The sequence below is a fragment of the Lachnoclostridium sp. An138 genome (assembly GCF_002160765.1).
Classification (GTDB): Bacteria; Bacillota; Clostridia; order Lachnospirales; family Lachnospiraceae; genus Laedolimicola; species Laedolimicola faecalis.
In genome coordinates this window covers 196302-213528 of the sequence record NZ_NFLF01000001.1, presented here as the reverse complement: position 1 = coordinate 213528, position 17227 = coordinate 196302, and the positions used below count along the sequence as shown (strand labels likewise).

Genomic DNA, 17227 nt, shown 5'->3' with positions numbered 1-17227 from the left:
CGGATATACTCCGGCAGACTTATTTTTTGCAGATGGTATTTCCAAGTACAATCATAACAAGGCAGTCAATGAGAACGACAGCTCCGTACAGATCGGCAAATGCTGCGGGAAGCACCTGGCAGCCTGCGGCCATTATAAGGGTCAATATGGCAATAACGGCCATTCCCCAGCCCATGACCCGGCAGAGCTTCTTTTCATCGTATTTTTCTTTTTCCTTTTTGCTGGAAGTATTGTATCCGGCAATCAGCCAGCTCCCGCGGCCGGAAAGAAAAGTGACGGCAAGCGCAGCGCACAGGACGGCGGCAGCCCAGAGAATCCATATGGGACCGTTCATCATGTCCAGAAGTGTCATAAAAGCCTCCCTGCTGTATGTGCCCTGGGGCAGCAGACGGAATATCTGAATCAACTGCAGTTATCATAAGTTATCATACCGCATCTGAGCGGAGATGGCAACGGAATTCTGGTTCCTGTTGTTCGGTTTTTATCTATATGTATAGAAGAATCCCTCCATAGCTTCTGGACTTTAAAATTTTACTGTGATAAAATACCCTTAGACCCGTCTCCATCTGAGAAAAGCGGGAATATGAATTTAGACAACAGGAATAGAAGGAGAGAATTGTGAATAAGAAGATAAGAACAGAAGCTGTGGATTTTCTGTTTGACGCGATTTTGAGTCTGAAAAACAGAGAAGAGTGCTACACTTTTTTTGAAGATGTATGCACCATCAATGAGCTGCTTTCTCTGTCCCAGCGCTTTGAGGTGGCAAAGATGCTGCGCGAGCAGAAGACGTATCTGGAAATTGCCGAGAAAACGGGAGCTTCTACGGCAACGATCAGCAGAGTGAACCGTTCTCTGAACTATGGAAATGATGGTTATGACATGGTATTTGAACGGCTGGAACAGCCTCGGGAGCAGGAAAGCCAGTCTTGACAAAAGGGAAAGCGGCTGTTATATTTTGTATCAGGACAAAGGCGTTCTTCATGGGGAAAGAGCGCCCTTTTTTAATTGAAAAAGGAGAAAAATCATGAGCCATTATACGAAAAGAGATATTCTCAGACTGGTAGAGGAAGAAGATGTGGAATTTATCCGTCTGCAGTTTGCGGATCTGTTCGGGAATCTGAAAAACGCGGCGGTCACTGCGGGACAGCTGGAGCGGGTTCTGGATCAGGGCTATGTGTTTGACGGTTCCTGTGTGGAGGGATTTCTCCATGACAACGATATGGATATGTTTCTGTGGCCGGATCTGGACACGCTGGCGATTTTCCCGTGGCGGCCGCAGCAGGGCAAGGTGGCCAGGCTGATCTGCGACATCCGGAGGCCGGACGGAACCATTTACAGCGCCGATCCCCGGGGCATTCTGAAGAGAGCTGTGAAGCATGCGAAGGAGATGGAATATCAGTTTGATGTGGGGCCGGAATGTGAGTTCTTCCTGTTTCATACCAACGATGAGGGCAATCCTACTACCTTCAGCCATGAGCAGGCCGGATTTTTCGATATGAGTCCGATAGATCTGGGAGAGAATACAAGAAGAGATATTATTCTGACACTGGAGGAGATGGGGTTTGAAGTGGAGGCTTCCTATCATGAGGTGGCTCCGGCCCAGCATCAGATCGATTTCCGCTATGGAGAGGCGCTTCTGACCGCGGATAATATTATGACTTTCAAGCTGGCAGTAAAGACCATTGCAAAGCGCTTCGGGCTTCATGCCACATTTATGCCGAAACCCCGGTCAGGGCTTAACGGTTCCAGTATGCATACGAATATGTCCCTGTCCAGAAATGGGAAAAATATCTTTCAGGACGCGGAAGATCCCAACGGGCTGAGCCGGGAGGCATACTGGTTTATCGGAGGTCTTTTAAAGCATGCCAGAGGAATGACGGCAGTTACGAATCCGCTGGTCAATTCCTACAAGAGAATCTTTCCGGCCCGGACCACGGCAGGTTATACGGCGCCTTCTTATGTAACCTGGTCTGCGGTCAACCGAAGCCAGCTGATCCGTATTCCGGCTCTCCGGGGGGACAATACCCGGATAGAGCTTCGAAGTCCGGACCCATCCTGCAATCCTTATCTGGCGCTGGCAGTCTGCCTGGAAGCCGGACTGGACGGCATTAAGAACCAGATTATGCCGCCGGCTCCTGTGGATCGGAACGCGCGCAGAATGACGGAGGAAGAGAGAAAGGCCTCCGGAATAGAGCCCCTGCCGAGAAATCTGGAAGAGGCTCTGAAAGCAATGGAAGAGGATGAGCTGGTGAAAAACACTCTGGGTGAGAATATCAGCAGCAGCTATATTCAGGCAAAGCGCAGAGAATGGGAGGAATACTGCGCTCAGGTATCTGAATGGGAGATAGAGCATTATCTGCATCGGTTCTAGGCCGTTCCTCAGGACAGCGCAGCGGCGGTATGAAGATGGATTGTTTCCCGGAGCGCCGGCGCTTCTGACTGCCGCGTATATATGCCAGATCCCGGGGAGGTGAGAGTGTGACGAATATTATTGTGCTGTTTCCGAAAATAGAAGACGCGAAGAATATCCGCAATCTGCTGGTCCGCCATGGATTTCAGGTACCTGCTGTCTGCACTACAGGGGCGCAGGCTCTGGCTTCCGCCAACGGATTGGGAGATGGCATCATCGTCTGCGGGTACAAATATCCGGATATGATTTATTCTGAGCTGCAGGCCTGCCTGCCGTCACACTTTGAGATGCTTCTTGTGGCCTCCCAGCGCGTCTGGAGTGAATGTTCAAAGGAAGGGGTCGTCTGCGTCACCATGCCGCTGAAGGTCTATGACCTGCTTAATACGCTGGAAATGATGTCGGCGGGAATCGAACGGCGGAGGAAAAAGAGGAAAAGCAGGCCGAAGGAACGGTCTGAAGAGGATAAAAAAGTGCTTCAGGAGGCGAAAAACCTGCTGATGGAGCGAAACGGCATGTCAGAGGAAGAGGCGCACCGTTATATTCAAAAATGCAGTATGGACAGCGGAACCAATCTGGTGGAAACTGCGGAAATGGTTCTGAGCATGATGCGGTTCTGACTGTGGCTGCATCCGGTCAGGGGCGGCCCTTGAGAAAGGGAGAGGAAAAACAGATATGAAATTTACAAAAATGCACGGTATCGGGAATGATTATGTGTACATGGACTGTACCAAGGAGGTTTTGGAGAATCCGGAAGAGCTGGCGCGTCTGGTCAGCGACCGGCATAAGGGGATCGGAGCCGACGGACTGATTCTGATCAAGCCGTCAGAGCTGGCAGATTTTGAGATGGCCATGTACAATGCAGATGGTTCCTATGGGAAGATGTGCGGGAACGGAATCCGCTGTGTGGCAAAATACGTCTATGACAACGGACTTACGGATAAAAAGGAACTCCGGATTCTGTCCGGCGGAGCAGTGAAGTACCTGAAACTTACAGTCAGAGACGGAAAGGTGGAGAAGGTCCGGGTCAACATGGGAGAGCCGGTTCTGGAGCCTGAAAAGATTCCTGTGATCGGACGGGGAGAGTCCCTGGTGGGAGAGCCTATTGTGGTGGACAATCAGGTCTATGAGATGACCTGCGTTTCCATGGGAAATCCCCATGCGGTGGTGTTTCTGGATGATGTAGAGCATCTGAAGCTGGAAGAGCTGGGGCCGAAGTTTGAAAGTCATGAGCGGTTCCCGGACCGGGTCAATACGGAATTTGTCCGCAGAATTGACCGGAAGCATCTTCAGATGCGGGTCTGGGAGCGGGGGTCGGGAGAGACCATGGCCTGTGGAACGGGAGCCTGCGCCACAGCTGTGGCGGCGGTTCTGAACGGAATCGCGGAGCGGGATGTGACGGTGCATCTTCTGGGCGGCTCCCTGGAAATCAGCTGGGATGAGAAAGATAACTGCGTGTATATGACAGGACCGGCGGCCACCGTTTTTACCGGTGAATTCGATCCGGAGGAATTGAAGACGAGCGTAAATCAGAAGTAGCAGAAGCCAAATATACTGCGGAAATAAAAGATGCCGGCTGCGGAAAGCGGCCGGGAGAGGAGTAAAAGATGTATAAAATCAATGATAATTATCTGAAACTTCCAGGAAGCTATCTGTTTTCCACCATTGGAAAAAAGGTGGCGGCTTATTCGGCGGAGCATCCGGAAAAGCAGATTATCCGTCTGGGAATCGGAGATGTGACTCAGCCTCTGGCTCCGGCGATCATCGAGGCGCTTCATAAGGCAGTGGACGAGATGGGAAAGGCGGAGACCTTTCATGGCTACGCGCCGGACCTGGGCTATGAGTTTTTAAGAAACGCCATTGCGAAACATGATTATCAGGATCGGGGAGCGGATATCTCCGAAGATGAGATTTTCGTCAGCGACGGAGCCAAATGCGACGCCGGAAATATTCAGGAGATTTTCAGCGTGGACAATAAAATCGCGGTCTGCGATCCGGTGTATCCTGTCTATGTGGACACCAATGTCATGGCAGGACGGACCGGAACCTATGATCCGAAGACGGAGACCTGGAGTGATGTGATCTATATGCCCTGTACGGCAGAGAACGGTTTTGCGCCGGAGCTGCCGAAGGAGACTCCGGACCTGATTTATCTGTGCTTCCCCAATAATCCCACCGGGTCCACAGTCACAAAAGCCCAGCTTCAGGAGTGGGTGGATTATGCGAACAGAGTGGGTGCGGTCATCATCTATGACGCAGCTTATGAGGCATACATTTCAGAGGAGGATGTGCCCCATACCATCTATGAGTGTGAAGGAGCCAGAACCTGTGCCATTGAGCTGAGAAGCTTTTCCAAGAACGCGGGCTTCACAGGCGTGCGTCTGGGCTACACGGTGATTCCGAAAGATTTGAAGCAGGGGGATGTCTCTCTGCATGCTCTCTGGGCCAGAAGACACGGCACCAAATATAACGGGGCTCCCTATATTGTTCAGAGGGCAGGAGAGGCCGTCTACTCTCCGGAAGGAAAGGCACAGCTGAAGGAGCAGGTAGCTTATTATATGAACAATGCAAAGACGATTCTGGAAGGTCTGAAGGCGGCCGGCTATACCGTTTCAGGAGGCGTCAACGCACCGTACATCTGGCTGAAGACCCCGGACGGAATGAATTCCTGGGAATTCTTTGATTATCTGCTGGAGCGCGCCGGCGTGGTAGGAACACCGGGCTCTGGTTTTGGTCCCAGCGGGGAAGGATATTTCCGCCTGACGGCTTTTGGTTCCTATGAGAACACGGTGGCTGCCCTGGAACGGATTAAGAGTATGTAAGTCAGAGCATGTGAAGATTACGCGGAAGGCGTGCTGACTTCCGCGAGGATATTTGAATGAAAGGGATTTTCCGGCGGCTGCGCGGCCAGCGGTGTCGGGAAATCCCTTTTGCTGTTCTCAAAAAGCTATTGACTTGTTTTCCAACATCTGGTATTCTTCAAATATCAGACAGATCTGCTGATTTCACAGAGGAGTGTCTCCTCAGAAATTCCACAAAAAGAATTTTAAAGATGAAAAAAAGAAGAAAACAGCGCAAAGCGGGGTGGTGCTCAAAAGACAGAGGCTTTATGTTATCTGGCACTTTCAAATTACATTCAGGAACTGCAGAATGTAAGGATTTGGAGAGCCGGAAGGCTCTCAGAAAGGATAGGAATGAAAGGAAAAAGAAAAACAGGCATACGTATTCTGGCGGTGCTGCTTGCTTTTGCGCTGTGCATATCGGTCATGGGGACAGGCTCTGTGTCCGCGTCGGAGCCGCCTGCGGTGGAAACGGAAGGAGAGTCAGAACCCTTCACAGAGGAACCGGAATCGGGACCGCCGGCAGCGGAATCAGAAGAAGAGGTTCCCATGGCAGATATGCAGCAGGAGCCGTCAGGCACGGAAGAAAGGGAAACTGTGACGGAGAAAACTTCAGAAGAAACTTCAGAAGAAACGACTCCAGAGGAAACGACTCCAGAGGAAACGACTCCAGAGGAAGAGCCTGCGGAAGATGAGGATACCGAAGAAAAGATTGTTATAAAAGGCGAGGGTGAATTTATAAATTTTGCCTTGGAACAGGAAGCTTATCTTCCGGGCGAGACGGTAACAGCTGTTCTGATGCCGGAACCGGGGTACGATGTAAATCTGGAGAGCATTGCGGTCACAGATGCGGACGGCTCCGCGATAGAATATCAGGCGGAGGGACCGGATGAGAATGGAACGGTTACACTGACATTTCAGGCGGCGGAAACGGATGTGACAGTAAAGGCAGAGGCTGAGCCCTGGACCCGTTACAGCATCACTGTCATCACAGAGACACTGGAAGAGGGCGCTTCTGTCTTTGAGGCCGCCGCGGAGCCGGCAGAACTGTGGGAAGGAGCAGAAGCCGCGGTATCTGTGAATTATACCGGTTCTCAGATCTGGGCCGCCACAGTTACATATGGCGAAGAGAATGCGGATCTTGATTTTTCAGTATCTGCCTCTTCTGTTACCTTTACGATGCCGGCCGCAGATGTGACTGTGGTTCTTTCTGAAAGAGAAGGACAGGATATGGGGGATCTTTCAGCGGAAGACGGCGGTATCACCGGTGACTGGCAGGGAAATGCTTCATCGACCAAAAAGGAATATGAGCCGGATGTGGAGCTTGGAAAAGCAGCCCGGTGGACGGATATTGAAGACGGGTATGGGGAACTGACGATTACGGAAAAGGACACTTCGGATTATGCGAATATCCCGGTGGATTATATCATTATTCTGGACCGGACCCGTACCATGTCTTTAAGCGGGACTACCTGGGAACAGGGAGGTTATCCGGATATCGTAAATGAGAATTCTCCCTGTATCAATCCCAATCACTATTATTACAAAGGAGGACTTTCTCTGAGTCTGGTGGATTACTATACCGGTTTTGAACGCGGAAGCGGTATCTGGTTTGATAATCTCCCAGGCGGAGCCGGAAGCTGGATCAGAAGGCATTACAACGGCTCCGGACAGCAGATTGGGGTCAGTTACGGAAATGGCTGCCAGGACAGGCTTACTATGGCAAAACAGGCCGTCTATGAGCTGATGGACCGGATTGCCAGCGATAATGCGGGGGTACCCGCTGGAAAAATCAAATCCCGGGTAGCCTTCTGGTCTTTTGCGGACGGGACATACCATGGCGGTTATGACGCTTACCGGGAGAGAGGGCTGTATAACTATACGCCGTGGACGGAGGATTACGAGGCGGTGAAAACAGCTGTCGGCAATGTAAAGACTTATTCCGGAACTTATTATTATGAATCTCTGACAGAAGTCCGGAATATGATCACCAGCCGGAATCAGAACGACAGCGCGCATGCCGGAGTTTATACGAAGGTAGTTTTTATCTCAGATGGCATCTGCGGTGATAATCCGGAGGACAATGGACACAGCAGAGATGAAATCAGGGCGCTGGCGAATCAGATAAAAGGGCTTCCAAACACAGAGCTCTTTACGATAGCCATTGGTATGCCTTCCGGCTCAGAAGGAGCAAAGTTCCTCGCAGAGCTGGCCACACAGAAGGCAGACGGCACTTACACCGCGAGTCTCTGGCAGAATCTTTCGTTTTCGGGAGAGGAAAACTCGGCTCTCGCGCAGACGCTGTTCAACATTCACGGCAAAGCAGGAGAAATAAAAGCTGTAGATAAAGTTCTGATCGATCAGATTGAGACAGAATACTGGGAGCCGGTAGAGGTGGTCAGCGCAGACGGCGGAACGTCTGCCGTTACGCTGGACAAAAGTACGGGAAAGCTCACCTGGAACGTGCCGGAGGGAGCCGGACAGACGTATTCCTGTACGATTCGGCTGAAGCTGAAGGATGAGTACCGGTATCTCCTCTCGGATACTTCTTATCCGACGAACCGGGACGCTGCAGGCGCCGTATCGGATCTTACAAAAGCCGGAGCCACAATGAGTTATACCATAGAAGGCGGTATCTATAATAAGGAGTCGCGAAAGACGGGCGTTCTGACTCCAACGCTGAAATATGGCACGGTGCAGTTTGCCGGAAAGAAGAACTGGGCAGTCAGCGGTTCTCAGGCAGACCATGTGACAGTCCGCCTGATGCGTACCCTGCCTTCCCAGACCACAGCAGTGCAGGTAAATAACGCTGTGACCAATGCCAGCCGTAACTGGGCGTATGCGTTTGACATACGTGTTTTGCCGGACGGCAGTACGAAGCCGCTGATTAAGTATGATGAGCTTGGCAGGGCGGTTCAGTATGAAGTGACAGAGACGGTGCCGGAGTATTACACGAAGCTGGATAACGTGGTTACGAACGGGGAAACCAATGAGGATGGCGGCAGTGTAACGGACAGCCAGCTTTACAATGAGCCTTTCAAAGTAAAGGCACAGTTAAAAAAGGTGGACGAGGAGACAGGGAATCCTTTAAGCGGGGCGGTCTTTACAGCCTATACCTGGAGTGAGAGAACTGGCGGCTATGTGCCTTACCGGGGGACGACAGACTCTTCCTCAAAGCCTTACGAGACAGGAACTATGACCGGAGCTTTAGAAGGTATGACTCTGGTGGAGACAGAAAAAGGGACTTATCTGACACCTTCCTGGCTCTATTATTCTCCGGACAATCGGGGAAAATACCGGATTATCGAGACTACTGCTCCGGAAGGATACTATGGAGACTGGAAGGATGACGCTGTGGTGTCTGAGGATTCCACGGATGCAGACAAGAACGTGTATGACTTTGTGATTTCTCCGGATGCTGCACAGAATCAGTCCACGATAACGATAACCAATAATCAGGATGGAACATTTGACAATCAGAGAGTTCTTGGAAAAATCACTTTTACCAAGAACGATTTAGAAGCGCAGGACACCATACCCCAGGGAGACGCCTCTCTTGCAGGGGCGCAGTACGGGCTCTATGCTGCTGAGGATATCGTGCATCCGGATCAGAGCGGCACGGTGCTGTACCAGAAAGGTGAAGAAATCAAAGTCAGCTATGTAGGCGCAGAGAATGGTGTGCGCACGTACCGATATGATAAAGATGGAACAGCGGTCATGACGGTTGGAGCCGGATATAGCATTATCATCGAAGATCTGGAGCTGGGCAGTTATTATCTGCAGGAGAAGGAAGCCAGCGAGGGCTATCTGGTAGATCCTGCTCAGTATAAATTTGAGATTGTTTATAAGGATGAGAAGACACCGGTTGTTGAGATTTCTGATTATCAGGTCTATGAGCAGGTGAAGAAGCAGGCGCTGTCCTTCTATAAGGTGACAGGAACAGACAATACGGATCGGCTCGATCCAATGGAAGGTGCCGGATTCTCTGTTTATCTGGTATCTGAGCTGGCAGGAGGGAAGTATGTGGATGTGCCGGATGCGGAGCTGCCCCAGGCGATTATCGATGACTTCCGCGATCCGACTGCCCTGGACTATTCTGCGTTCCGGCAGATTCGGCCCGCAATTGTCTATGACGAAGCGGACAGTCCGGATGTCATCAGTGGGAAACTGGTAAAGTCCATCACTTACAGCGATGGCACGACTTACCGGATATCTGATTATACAGATAATGAAAATGCGTATTTTGCAGCGGAGATTGAGAGCGACGACAGAGGAATCGTGACAACGCCCGGCCTGCCCTATGGCAGATACGTGGTGATCGAGACGACCACGCCGGAGAATACTACGGCCACCCGTCCCTTTGTCATCCATGTGCAGGCAGACGACGAGGACGGCACAGTGGACGGTGACGGACAGGGAACACCGCTGGACGATCTGGTGATCCTGATGGACCGCCCGGTGATGGCGCTGGTCCGGATCGAAAAGGTGGACAGCCAGAGCAAAAAGCCTGTACTGAAGGAAGGCGCGTCCTATCTGATTCATGACGTGGACGGGGCATGGTTCGATTATTATACGGCAGAAATGACCACAGAGCAGAAAAATGCCTACAGAGAGCAGTACGGTGATCTGGTGGTGCAGTACAGCCAGGGCGTGTATCTGGGTACAGAAGAAAATCCATATACCACGAAGCTGATTCAGTCGGAGACGGACGAAACGGCAAATGTATATATTGAGACGCCGCAGGAGCTTCCGGCAGGGACCTATGAGCTGGAAGAACTATCCGCGCCGGAAGGCTATGTGCTGCAGGGGCATGAAGGCGTGATTGCAAAGGACGCTTCTATTGAATCCGGAAATCAGACTTATTATGAAACGGAAGAAGATGGAGCCTGGGAAGCGGCACCCCAGGGTGTGACGCGTTTCATTGTGTCTTCCTCAGAGGCTGTTTATGACAGCAGCATTGGCGCTTATATTGTGACAGCCAGACAGCAGAATGACCCGGCTATTGGCAAGATTTCCATTTATGCGGAAGGCGAAAAACTGGTGTCTGCAAAGCAGGAAGGCAGTACGATTCTCACCCGCCTGGGAGACGCTCTGGAGCGTTTCTTTGGCTATGTAAAGGGCCTGATTGGACTGGATGTGCCGGATGAGCAGGGAATGACCGCGGCAGAGCTGAGTGAATACAAAGACTATGTATTTACCTATGAGATGCGGCCGATTGAAGGCGCAGAATTTGAAATCCGGGCCGCAGAGGATATTTACAGTCCGGAGGGCGGAGCGAACGCGGAGCTTCTGTACAGCGCCGGAGAGCTGGTGGTGACGCTGACCACAGATGCGGATGGCCAGACCTGGACCGGGCAGGAGGATTGGGAAGGAACGGATATCGCAAAAGGGCTGCCGCTGGGAACATATACGGTAACGCAGACTGTAGCCGGAGAAGGCTTCGCGCTTTCTGAGGAAAACGCAAAACCGCGTGAAATCGAGATTTCCTACGCAGGCCAGGAAGTTCCGGTAATTTACCGTGATACCTCTTATAGCAATCCGCGCCAGAAGGTGCAGATTGCCATTGAAAAGCGAGATCAGGAAACCGGAGAAGCTTTGTCCGGAGCGGTATTTGGTCTGTATGCGGCAGAAGATATTCAGAATTGCAGAGGAAAAACCGTGGTAAAGGCGGGAACTCTGATTGCCACAGCCGAGACAACGGCAGAAACAGATACAGCCGGAACCAGCAAGGTGAGAAGTGCCGTTTTTGCGCCGGATTTGCCATTGGGACAGTATTATGTAAAAGAGCTGAAGGCTCCCTATGGTTATGCGACGAGTAACACAAGAATTAACGTGGATGCCTCTTACCGGGACGACCAGAGGGAAGTGATTTCCCTGACAGGGACTGTCAAAAACGCACCCATCCGGGTACAGGTGAACCTGATGGATTACTACACAGAAGTGGAGCTTGACGGAGCGCAGATGACAGTGCTGGACGAGGACGGAAATGTGTTTACCACTTTCCTGACAATTCATGAGGACAATCCCGTGCTCCGGGGGCTGGAAATCGGTAAGACCTATACGCTGAAAGAGCTGGTAAGCCCGGAAGGGTATCACTATAATCTGTACATCCGGGAGGAGTATGAGACTTCCAAAAAAGGCATCGAGCTTGAGAAGACTTATGCGGATGCGAGCGGAGCAGAGACAGATTCTGTGAAGTTTACCGTTCTGGATGAAGAAGAGCTGCAGATTGTAAGCGTGTTTAATAAGCCGCTTCTTGGCGAACTGACGATAGAGAAAACCGGTGAGGAAGCCACAGGCACAACAAGTACGACAGACGAAAATGGAAATCTTCTGGAAACGCCGGTTTATGAAATCAAAGGCTTACCGGGCGCGGAGTATGTGCTGCGCGCAAAAGAGGATATCAAGTATCCGGATGGATACACGGGAACGCTGTTTGAATCTGGTTCAGTGGTGCTTGATGAATATGCGGCCATTCAGGATGCTCAGAACACACTTCTGAGAAACTATAAGCTGGAGATTGTGGATAACATCGGCGGGCTGGCTGATGTCAGTGCATATCTCGGCGTAAAATATGAAGCAGATGCTTCGGAGGAAGAGATTGAAGCTTTCTACGCAGAACACGGAGCGGATGTGGAACGGCAGATTCCTTCTGTCGAGGAGATCGCAGATAATGAAACGCGCTTCGAAGGGACTCCGGTAAGCTATGTGCTGAGAACCAATGAAGACGGCCTGGTAAGGCTGAGCGGCCTGCCTCTTGGTGAATATGAGGTCATAGAGGTGAAGGCTCCGACGGGCTATTACCGGGATAAAACTGAGTGTATCCAGACCGTTACTGTGGCAGCGCCGGAAGAGATATCCGGACGGCCGGAAGAACTGGTTTCTGTGGAAGTACAGTATGAAAATGCGAAGCAGGAGATAGAGACTCCGCCAGAAACGCCGGAGACACCGAAACCTACGGAAATCGTGTACCATCCGGATGTAACGATTACCAAGCGGGCGGACAGGGATGTGTATGATCCGGGAGAAACCGTGACGTACCATATCACAGTATCGAATACCGGAGATGTGGATCTGGAGAACCTGCGGGTGGATGACAGCCTGGCAGGCGGGCAGATCAAGGTCATTGAATATCTGGCTGTGGGAGACACGTATGCTTTTGACTACGAGTACATGATACCAGAAGACGCAGAGGCAGGCAGCCGGATTGACAACACAGCGCATGTGATTGGAACACCGGTGATTCCCGATCCGGGAACAGATGAATACGGTCAGCCGATTGTGGTAGATCCTTCTTCCTATACGGAGCCGGAGGATTCTGATCTGGAAAAAGTGTTCGTGCGCGGCGCGGATATCATCGTGAAGAAGACTGCAGACCAGCGGATATACAGGCCCGGCGATGTGGCAGCCTATACGATAGAAGTAATTAATCCCAATGCGTATGAGCTCACGGAGGTTCTGGTACAGGACTCTCTGGGCGGCAGCTTTAAGCTGACCGCAGCGCAGGCGGAGACAGACGGAATTACGTTAAATGAAGATGGCACGATAAGCATTGCGGTACTGCCGGGCGGTGGAAAAGTAAGCTTTAGATATGAATACCAGATTCCGGAGGACGCATCAGCCGGACAGATCGAGAACCTTGTGATCGCTGCAGGGGAAGGCACAGATCCGGAATATCAGAAGCCGGACATCAGCCTCACCAAAAAGGCAGAAAAATATGTATATAAGCCCGGTGAAATTGTGAATTACACGCTGACTGTCACCAATACAGGAAATGTGGATTTGGTAAATGTAAAGGTAGAAGACAGCTTAAGCGGCGGTGTATGGATGGACAGCCCTGATATCGGAGACCTGTCAGTGGGCGAAAGCGTAACACTGGCTTACCAGTATACGATTCCGGAAGGCGCGGCAGATGGAGAAAAGATAAAGAACGTGGCTGTGGCCGCAGGCACCACAGTTCCAAACCCGGAAGATCCGGAGTATCCGGGAGAACCGGAACAGCCGGAAGAGGTCAAAGACACAGATGAGGAAGAAGTGACAGTAGAGAATGGCAGCGCTCCGGCTATTGACATCGTAAAGTCTGTGGACAGGAAAGCGCTGAGGCCGGGCGAGACAGCTGTCTATACTTTGATTGTCACGAATACCGGAAACACAGATCTGACAGACGTGGCTGTAACCGACAGCAATATGGATTTGGGAGCGGAAGGCAGTATAGGAGACCTGGCTGCAGGTGAAAGCAGAACCATTACCTATGCTTTTACCGTTCCGGAAAATACAGAGAATGGAGCAGTTCTTCCGAACACAGCATCTGTCACAGGTACGGAGAAACTGCCGGAGGACAGCACGGAAGAGCCCCGGATTGTGGAAGATACCGATGAGGAAGAAATCAGAGTAGAAACTGAACAGCCGGTGGAGGAAGAGGATGAAGAGATTATTCTGGTCCGGAATCCCAAGATCAGCATTACCAAGAAAGTGGAAAAACAGGTTTATCAGCCGGGAGAAACCGCGCGTTACACCATCCTTGTTGCCAATACGGGAGACTGCGCTCTTACGGATGTATTTGTAAAAGAACAGCTTCTGACAGAGGGAATCTTTACAGGAAGTACAAAGGGAACCTTTGAAGAAACTCTGGCAGAGATAGGCTCCCTGGCTGTGGGAGAAAGCGCGGTGCTGACCTTTGAGTATCAGATTTCGGAAGAAGCAGAGGGAGGCACAGCCATTTATAATATTGTGACGACAGAAGGAACAACGGAACCCGCGCTTGATCCGATGGTTCCGGAATTTCCGGATGGAACGCCCAACTACCTGCCGGATGAAACCGTATCAGACACGGATGATGAAGTGGTTTATGTAGAGACAGTACCCGCAGGCATGACGGTTACCAAATACAGTGTGGATGAAGGCGTCCGGACAGAGCAGGCAGGAGCGGAGTTTACCCTGTATGCGGCAGAAGAGGTGAAGAACCTGCACGGGACCGTGATTTATACTGCGGGGCAGGAGATCGAGACAGCCATATCCGGAGAAGACGGCACCGCGCGCTTTATCACAGATGTGCCGGTCGGAATTTACCGGATTACCGAGACAAAAGCTCCGGCAGGCCATTACAGCAGCGGAAAGGAGATTGTCTTTGAAGTAAATAAGGCGCAGCACAATGACAATATCCACTATCTGTCATTCAGAGATTATGTGGAGAATGCCATAACGGCAGTCCATGTGAAGCTGGTGGATGACATGACCGGAAATGAACTGGCGGGAGCTTCCCTGCAGGTGACAGATCCGGAAGGAAATCCGGTGGAAGCCTGGGTCACAAAGACCAGTGACGGTTATACCATCAAGGGACTGGATCTTGATACGCAGTATACGATTACGGAAATCATGCCGAGAGACGGTTATCTGACAGATTTCACTGGAGCATCTATGACTTCGGAGAATGGCGTGATTGCGGAAGCGCATGGCGCACAGATCAGTTTTATGCTTACAGATGTAAAAACCGGTGTGACAGAAGACGGAAAGCTCGATAAGACCACAATTCCGGAGATAACACGGATTATTCTGGAAAATCCGTTTGTGACAGGAGAAGTCCGTGTAAACAAGGACGGTGAGATGCTGGAGAGCTGGACTCTGCTGGATAAAGCGGCGGCGTTCGTCAAATCTCTGTTCCAGTATGGAGGAAAACCGCTGGAAGACGTAGAGTTTACTGTATACGCGGCAGAGGATATCATGCATCCGGACGGAGTTACCGGGCTGGTATTCCATAAGGGAGATATCGTGGCAACGAATGTCAGAAGTATTCAGAGCCCGGCTGTCCGGAAAACAGACAATCTGGGAATGGTGAGCTTTGAAGGAATGTACCTTGGCAGCTATGAGATCGTGGAGACGGCTGCGGCAGAAGGATTTGTGAGGGATACCGAACCGAGAGCTTTTACACTGGCCTATGTGGATGGTTATACCAATCCGGTTCCGGCTGTGGAGGGCAGTTTTGCATGGACCAATCCGCGGCAGGAGCTGAGTCTGAAAGTTTTAAAGACGGATTTGGAGACAGGTGAGCCGCTTGCGGGAGCAGTGATCGGCCTGTATGCTGAGGAAGATATCCAAAATGCGGAAGGCAGCATACTCGTAAGAAGCGGAACGCTTTTGGAAAGCAGTGAGACAGGAGCAGATGGTCTGGCATATTTTGAATCCGATCTTCCAGTGGGATACCGCTACGCCGTGCAGGAGATTTCTGCGCCGGAAGGATATCTGAAGTCTGAACAGAAGCAGGAATTTAATTTTGCGTATGCCGGAGACGATACGGGAACCGTACAGATAAGCCTTTCCATTGAAAACCAGCCAAACGACGTACAGATCGAAGTGGAGAAATACGCTCCGGAGCAGACAAAGGAGAATGAAACGCTCCGTTTCGCTATCGGAAAGGTCCGGAATGCCGGAAACTGTACAGTGGACAATTTCACTTTGACGGACAGACTGCCGGCGCAGGTGAAGCTTACCGAGCTTCAGACAGGTACTTTTGAGGGAATGAAAACGACAGGCAGCTACAGTATCTGGTATCAGACGAATCAGAACAGAGAATACCGTCTGTGGAGAAATGATATTCAGGCAGATACTAATACGCATCTGACAGTCAGTGATCTGAATCTGGCGGAGGGTGAAGAAGTAACTGCCTTCCAATACCGGTTCGGAACGGTAAACAAAGGCTTTACAGAGCTGGAAAAACCGGAATATCTTGTACAGGTGAAAACCGGCCTGTCAGACGGCGAAGGGATAGTGAACCGGATCGAGCTTACAGGCGACAAGCTTGGAATCACATATTCTGCAGAAGATGAAACGACGACACGCCTTGATAAACCGGAAAGTCAGAGCTCGGGTTCCGGCGGCAGTCCGGTAAGGACAGAAGATGTGCCTACAGGGGACAGCAGCAATGCGGGATGGTATCTATGCCTGCTGTGTGTGTCGGTGATAACAGCGGCAGGGATTCTGTACGGGCGAAAGAAAGCATTGAAATCAGCAGGAAAGTCCGATAAAATGAAAGGAGAAAAGTAGTTGCCGAAAACATTAAAACAATGCACTTTGCTGGACAGATTCCTGTTTGACCAGACTATGGATTGCCCGGAAGCACATGAAGCGGCTCTTCAAATCATTTTAAATGATCCGGGAATACGTCTGCTGACTCCTGCTCAGACAGAAAAAGAGCTTCGAACCGCTCCCTGGCTTCGTTCTATCCGCCTGGATGTGTTTGCGCTGGATGAAAATGCTTCGGTATATAATACAGAAATGCAGAAAGGCTACCGAACAGATTTGACGAAAAGAAGCCGATATTATCAGGCATTGATAGATTCATCGCTTCTGGAGCCAGGCAGTCTTGATTTTAACCGGCTCAATAATGCATACATCATTTTGATAACGCCATTTGATATTTTCGGACAGGGAAAATACTGCTATATGTTTCAAAGCTGCTGCCGGGAAGAAAATAAGCTGTGGATGGAGGATGGCGCGACACGTATTTTCCTGAACACAAAAGGAAAAAACAAAGATGAAGTGAGCAAGGAGCTGAGAGATTTTCTGCATTATGTAGAATGTACGGATGACAGTGCGGCCAGGGAAGCAGACAGCGAAAGAATCTGGACGATCCATAACTGTGTACAAAGGATAAGAGCCAGCGAGGAAATGGGAGTGAAGTATATGCAGGCCTGGGAAGAAAAGGCACTTGAAAGGCTGGAAGGAAAAGCAGAAGGAAAAGCAGAGTTTGTTCTTGAACTGCTGGAGGAACTGGGGACAGTGCCGGACGATCTCCGGAAAGAAATTCTTGCGGAACAAGACCTGGAGAAACTGAGCGCGTGGCATAAACTGGCGGCCAGATGCGGCACGATAGAAGAATTTTACCGGAAACGGTAACAGAAAACGATGAAAAAACAAAAGATGACAGCAGCAGGGCCGCAGATTTTATATGATAAAAACCTGCGGCTCTCCTGATATGGAGGGC

The 17227-nt window shown here is 50.8% G+C and carries 8 protein-coding genes; 7 read left to right on the top strand and 1 reads right to left on the bottom strand.

Annotated features, from left to right (window positions below):
- Positions 1-19: 19 nt before the first annotated feature.
- Positions 20-352, bottom strand: a complete 333-nt coding sequence (locus tag B5E82_RS00930) for a DUF3784 domain-containing protein (RefSeq protein ID WP_087305392.1) — start codon at positions 350-352, stop codon at positions 20-22.
- A 266-nt stretch (positions 353-618) separates the two neighbouring features.
- Here B5E82_RS00930 and B5E82_RS00925 point away from each other — a divergent pair, with 266 nt between their 5' ends.
- The 7 genes from B5E82_RS00925 (at position 619) to B5E82_RS00895 (ending at position 17139) form a co-directional block, all read left to right on the top strand.
- Positions 619-930, top strand: a complete 312-nt coding sequence (locus B5E82_RS00925) for a YerC/YecD family TrpR-related protein (RefSeq protein ID WP_087305390.1) — start codon at positions 619-621, stop codon at positions 928-930.
- Positions 931-1024: 94 nt separating this feature from the next.
- The gene (glnA, locus tag B5E82_RS00920) at positions 1025-2371 is read left to right on the top strand and encodes a type I glutamate--ammonia ligase (RefSeq protein ID WP_087305388.1); all 1347 of its coding nucleotides are present in this window, start codon (positions 1025-1027) and stop codon (positions 2369-2371) included.
- A gap of 107 nt (positions 2372-2478) precedes the next feature.
- Positions 2479-3027 carry an ANTAR domain-containing response regulator gene (locus B5E82_RS00915; RefSeq protein ID WP_087305386.1) on the top strand — a complete coding sequence of 183 codons (549 nt, stop codon included), beginning with the start codon at positions 2479-2481 and terminating at the stop codon, positions 3025-3027.
- A gap of 55 nt (positions 3028-3082) precedes the next feature.
- On the top strand, positions 3083-3946 hold the full coding sequence (gene dapF / locus B5E82_RS00910) for a diaminopimelate epimerase (RefSeq protein ID WP_087305384.1): 864 nt from the start codon (positions 3083-3085) through the stop codon (positions 3944-3946).
- A gap of 68 nt (positions 3947-4014) precedes the next feature.
- On the top strand, positions 4015-5229 hold the full coding sequence (locus tag B5E82_RS00905; RefSeq protein ID WP_087305382.1) for an LL-diaminopimelate aminotransferase: 1215 nt from the start codon (positions 4015-4017) through the stop codon (positions 5227-5229).
- Positions 5230-5601: 372 nt separating this feature from the next.
- On the top strand, positions 5602-16287 hold the full coding sequence (locus B5E82_RS00900; RefSeq protein WP_087305380.1) for a SpaA isopeptide-forming pilin-related protein: 10686 nt from the start codon (positions 5602-5604) through the stop codon (positions 16285-16287).
- Positions 16288-17139: an Rpn family recombination-promoting nuclease/putative transposase gene (locus B5E82_RS00895; RefSeq protein WP_242966208.1), complete on the top strand. Its 852-nt coding sequence runs from the start codon at positions 16288-16290 to the stop codon at positions 17137-17139. It begins immediately after the preceding gene.
- The last annotated feature ends 88 nt before the right edge of the window (positions 17140-17227 follow it).

What these genes read in the sequence shown, in the direction of transcription:
- dapF (WP_087305384.1), top strand. Translation starts at nt 3,083, where the DNA reads ATGAAATTTACAAAAATGCACGGTATCGGGAATGATTATGTGTACATG.
- glnA (WP_087305388.1), top strand. Translation starts at nt 1,025, where the DNA reads ATGAGCCATTATACGAAAAGAGATATTCTCAGACTGGTAGAGGAAGAA.
- B5E82_RS00930 (WP_087305392.1), bottom strand. Translation starts at nt 352, where the DNA reads ATGACACTTCTGGACATGATGAACGGTCCCATATGGATTCTCTGGGCT.
- B5E82_RS00905 (WP_087305382.1), top strand. Translation starts at nt 4,015, where the DNA reads ATGTATAAAATCAATGATAATTATCTGAAACTTCCAGGAAGCTATCTG.
- B5E82_RS00900 (WP_087305380.1), top strand. Translation starts at nt 5,602, where the DNA reads ATGAAAGGAAAAAGAAAAACAGGCATACGTATTCTGGCGGTGCTGCTT.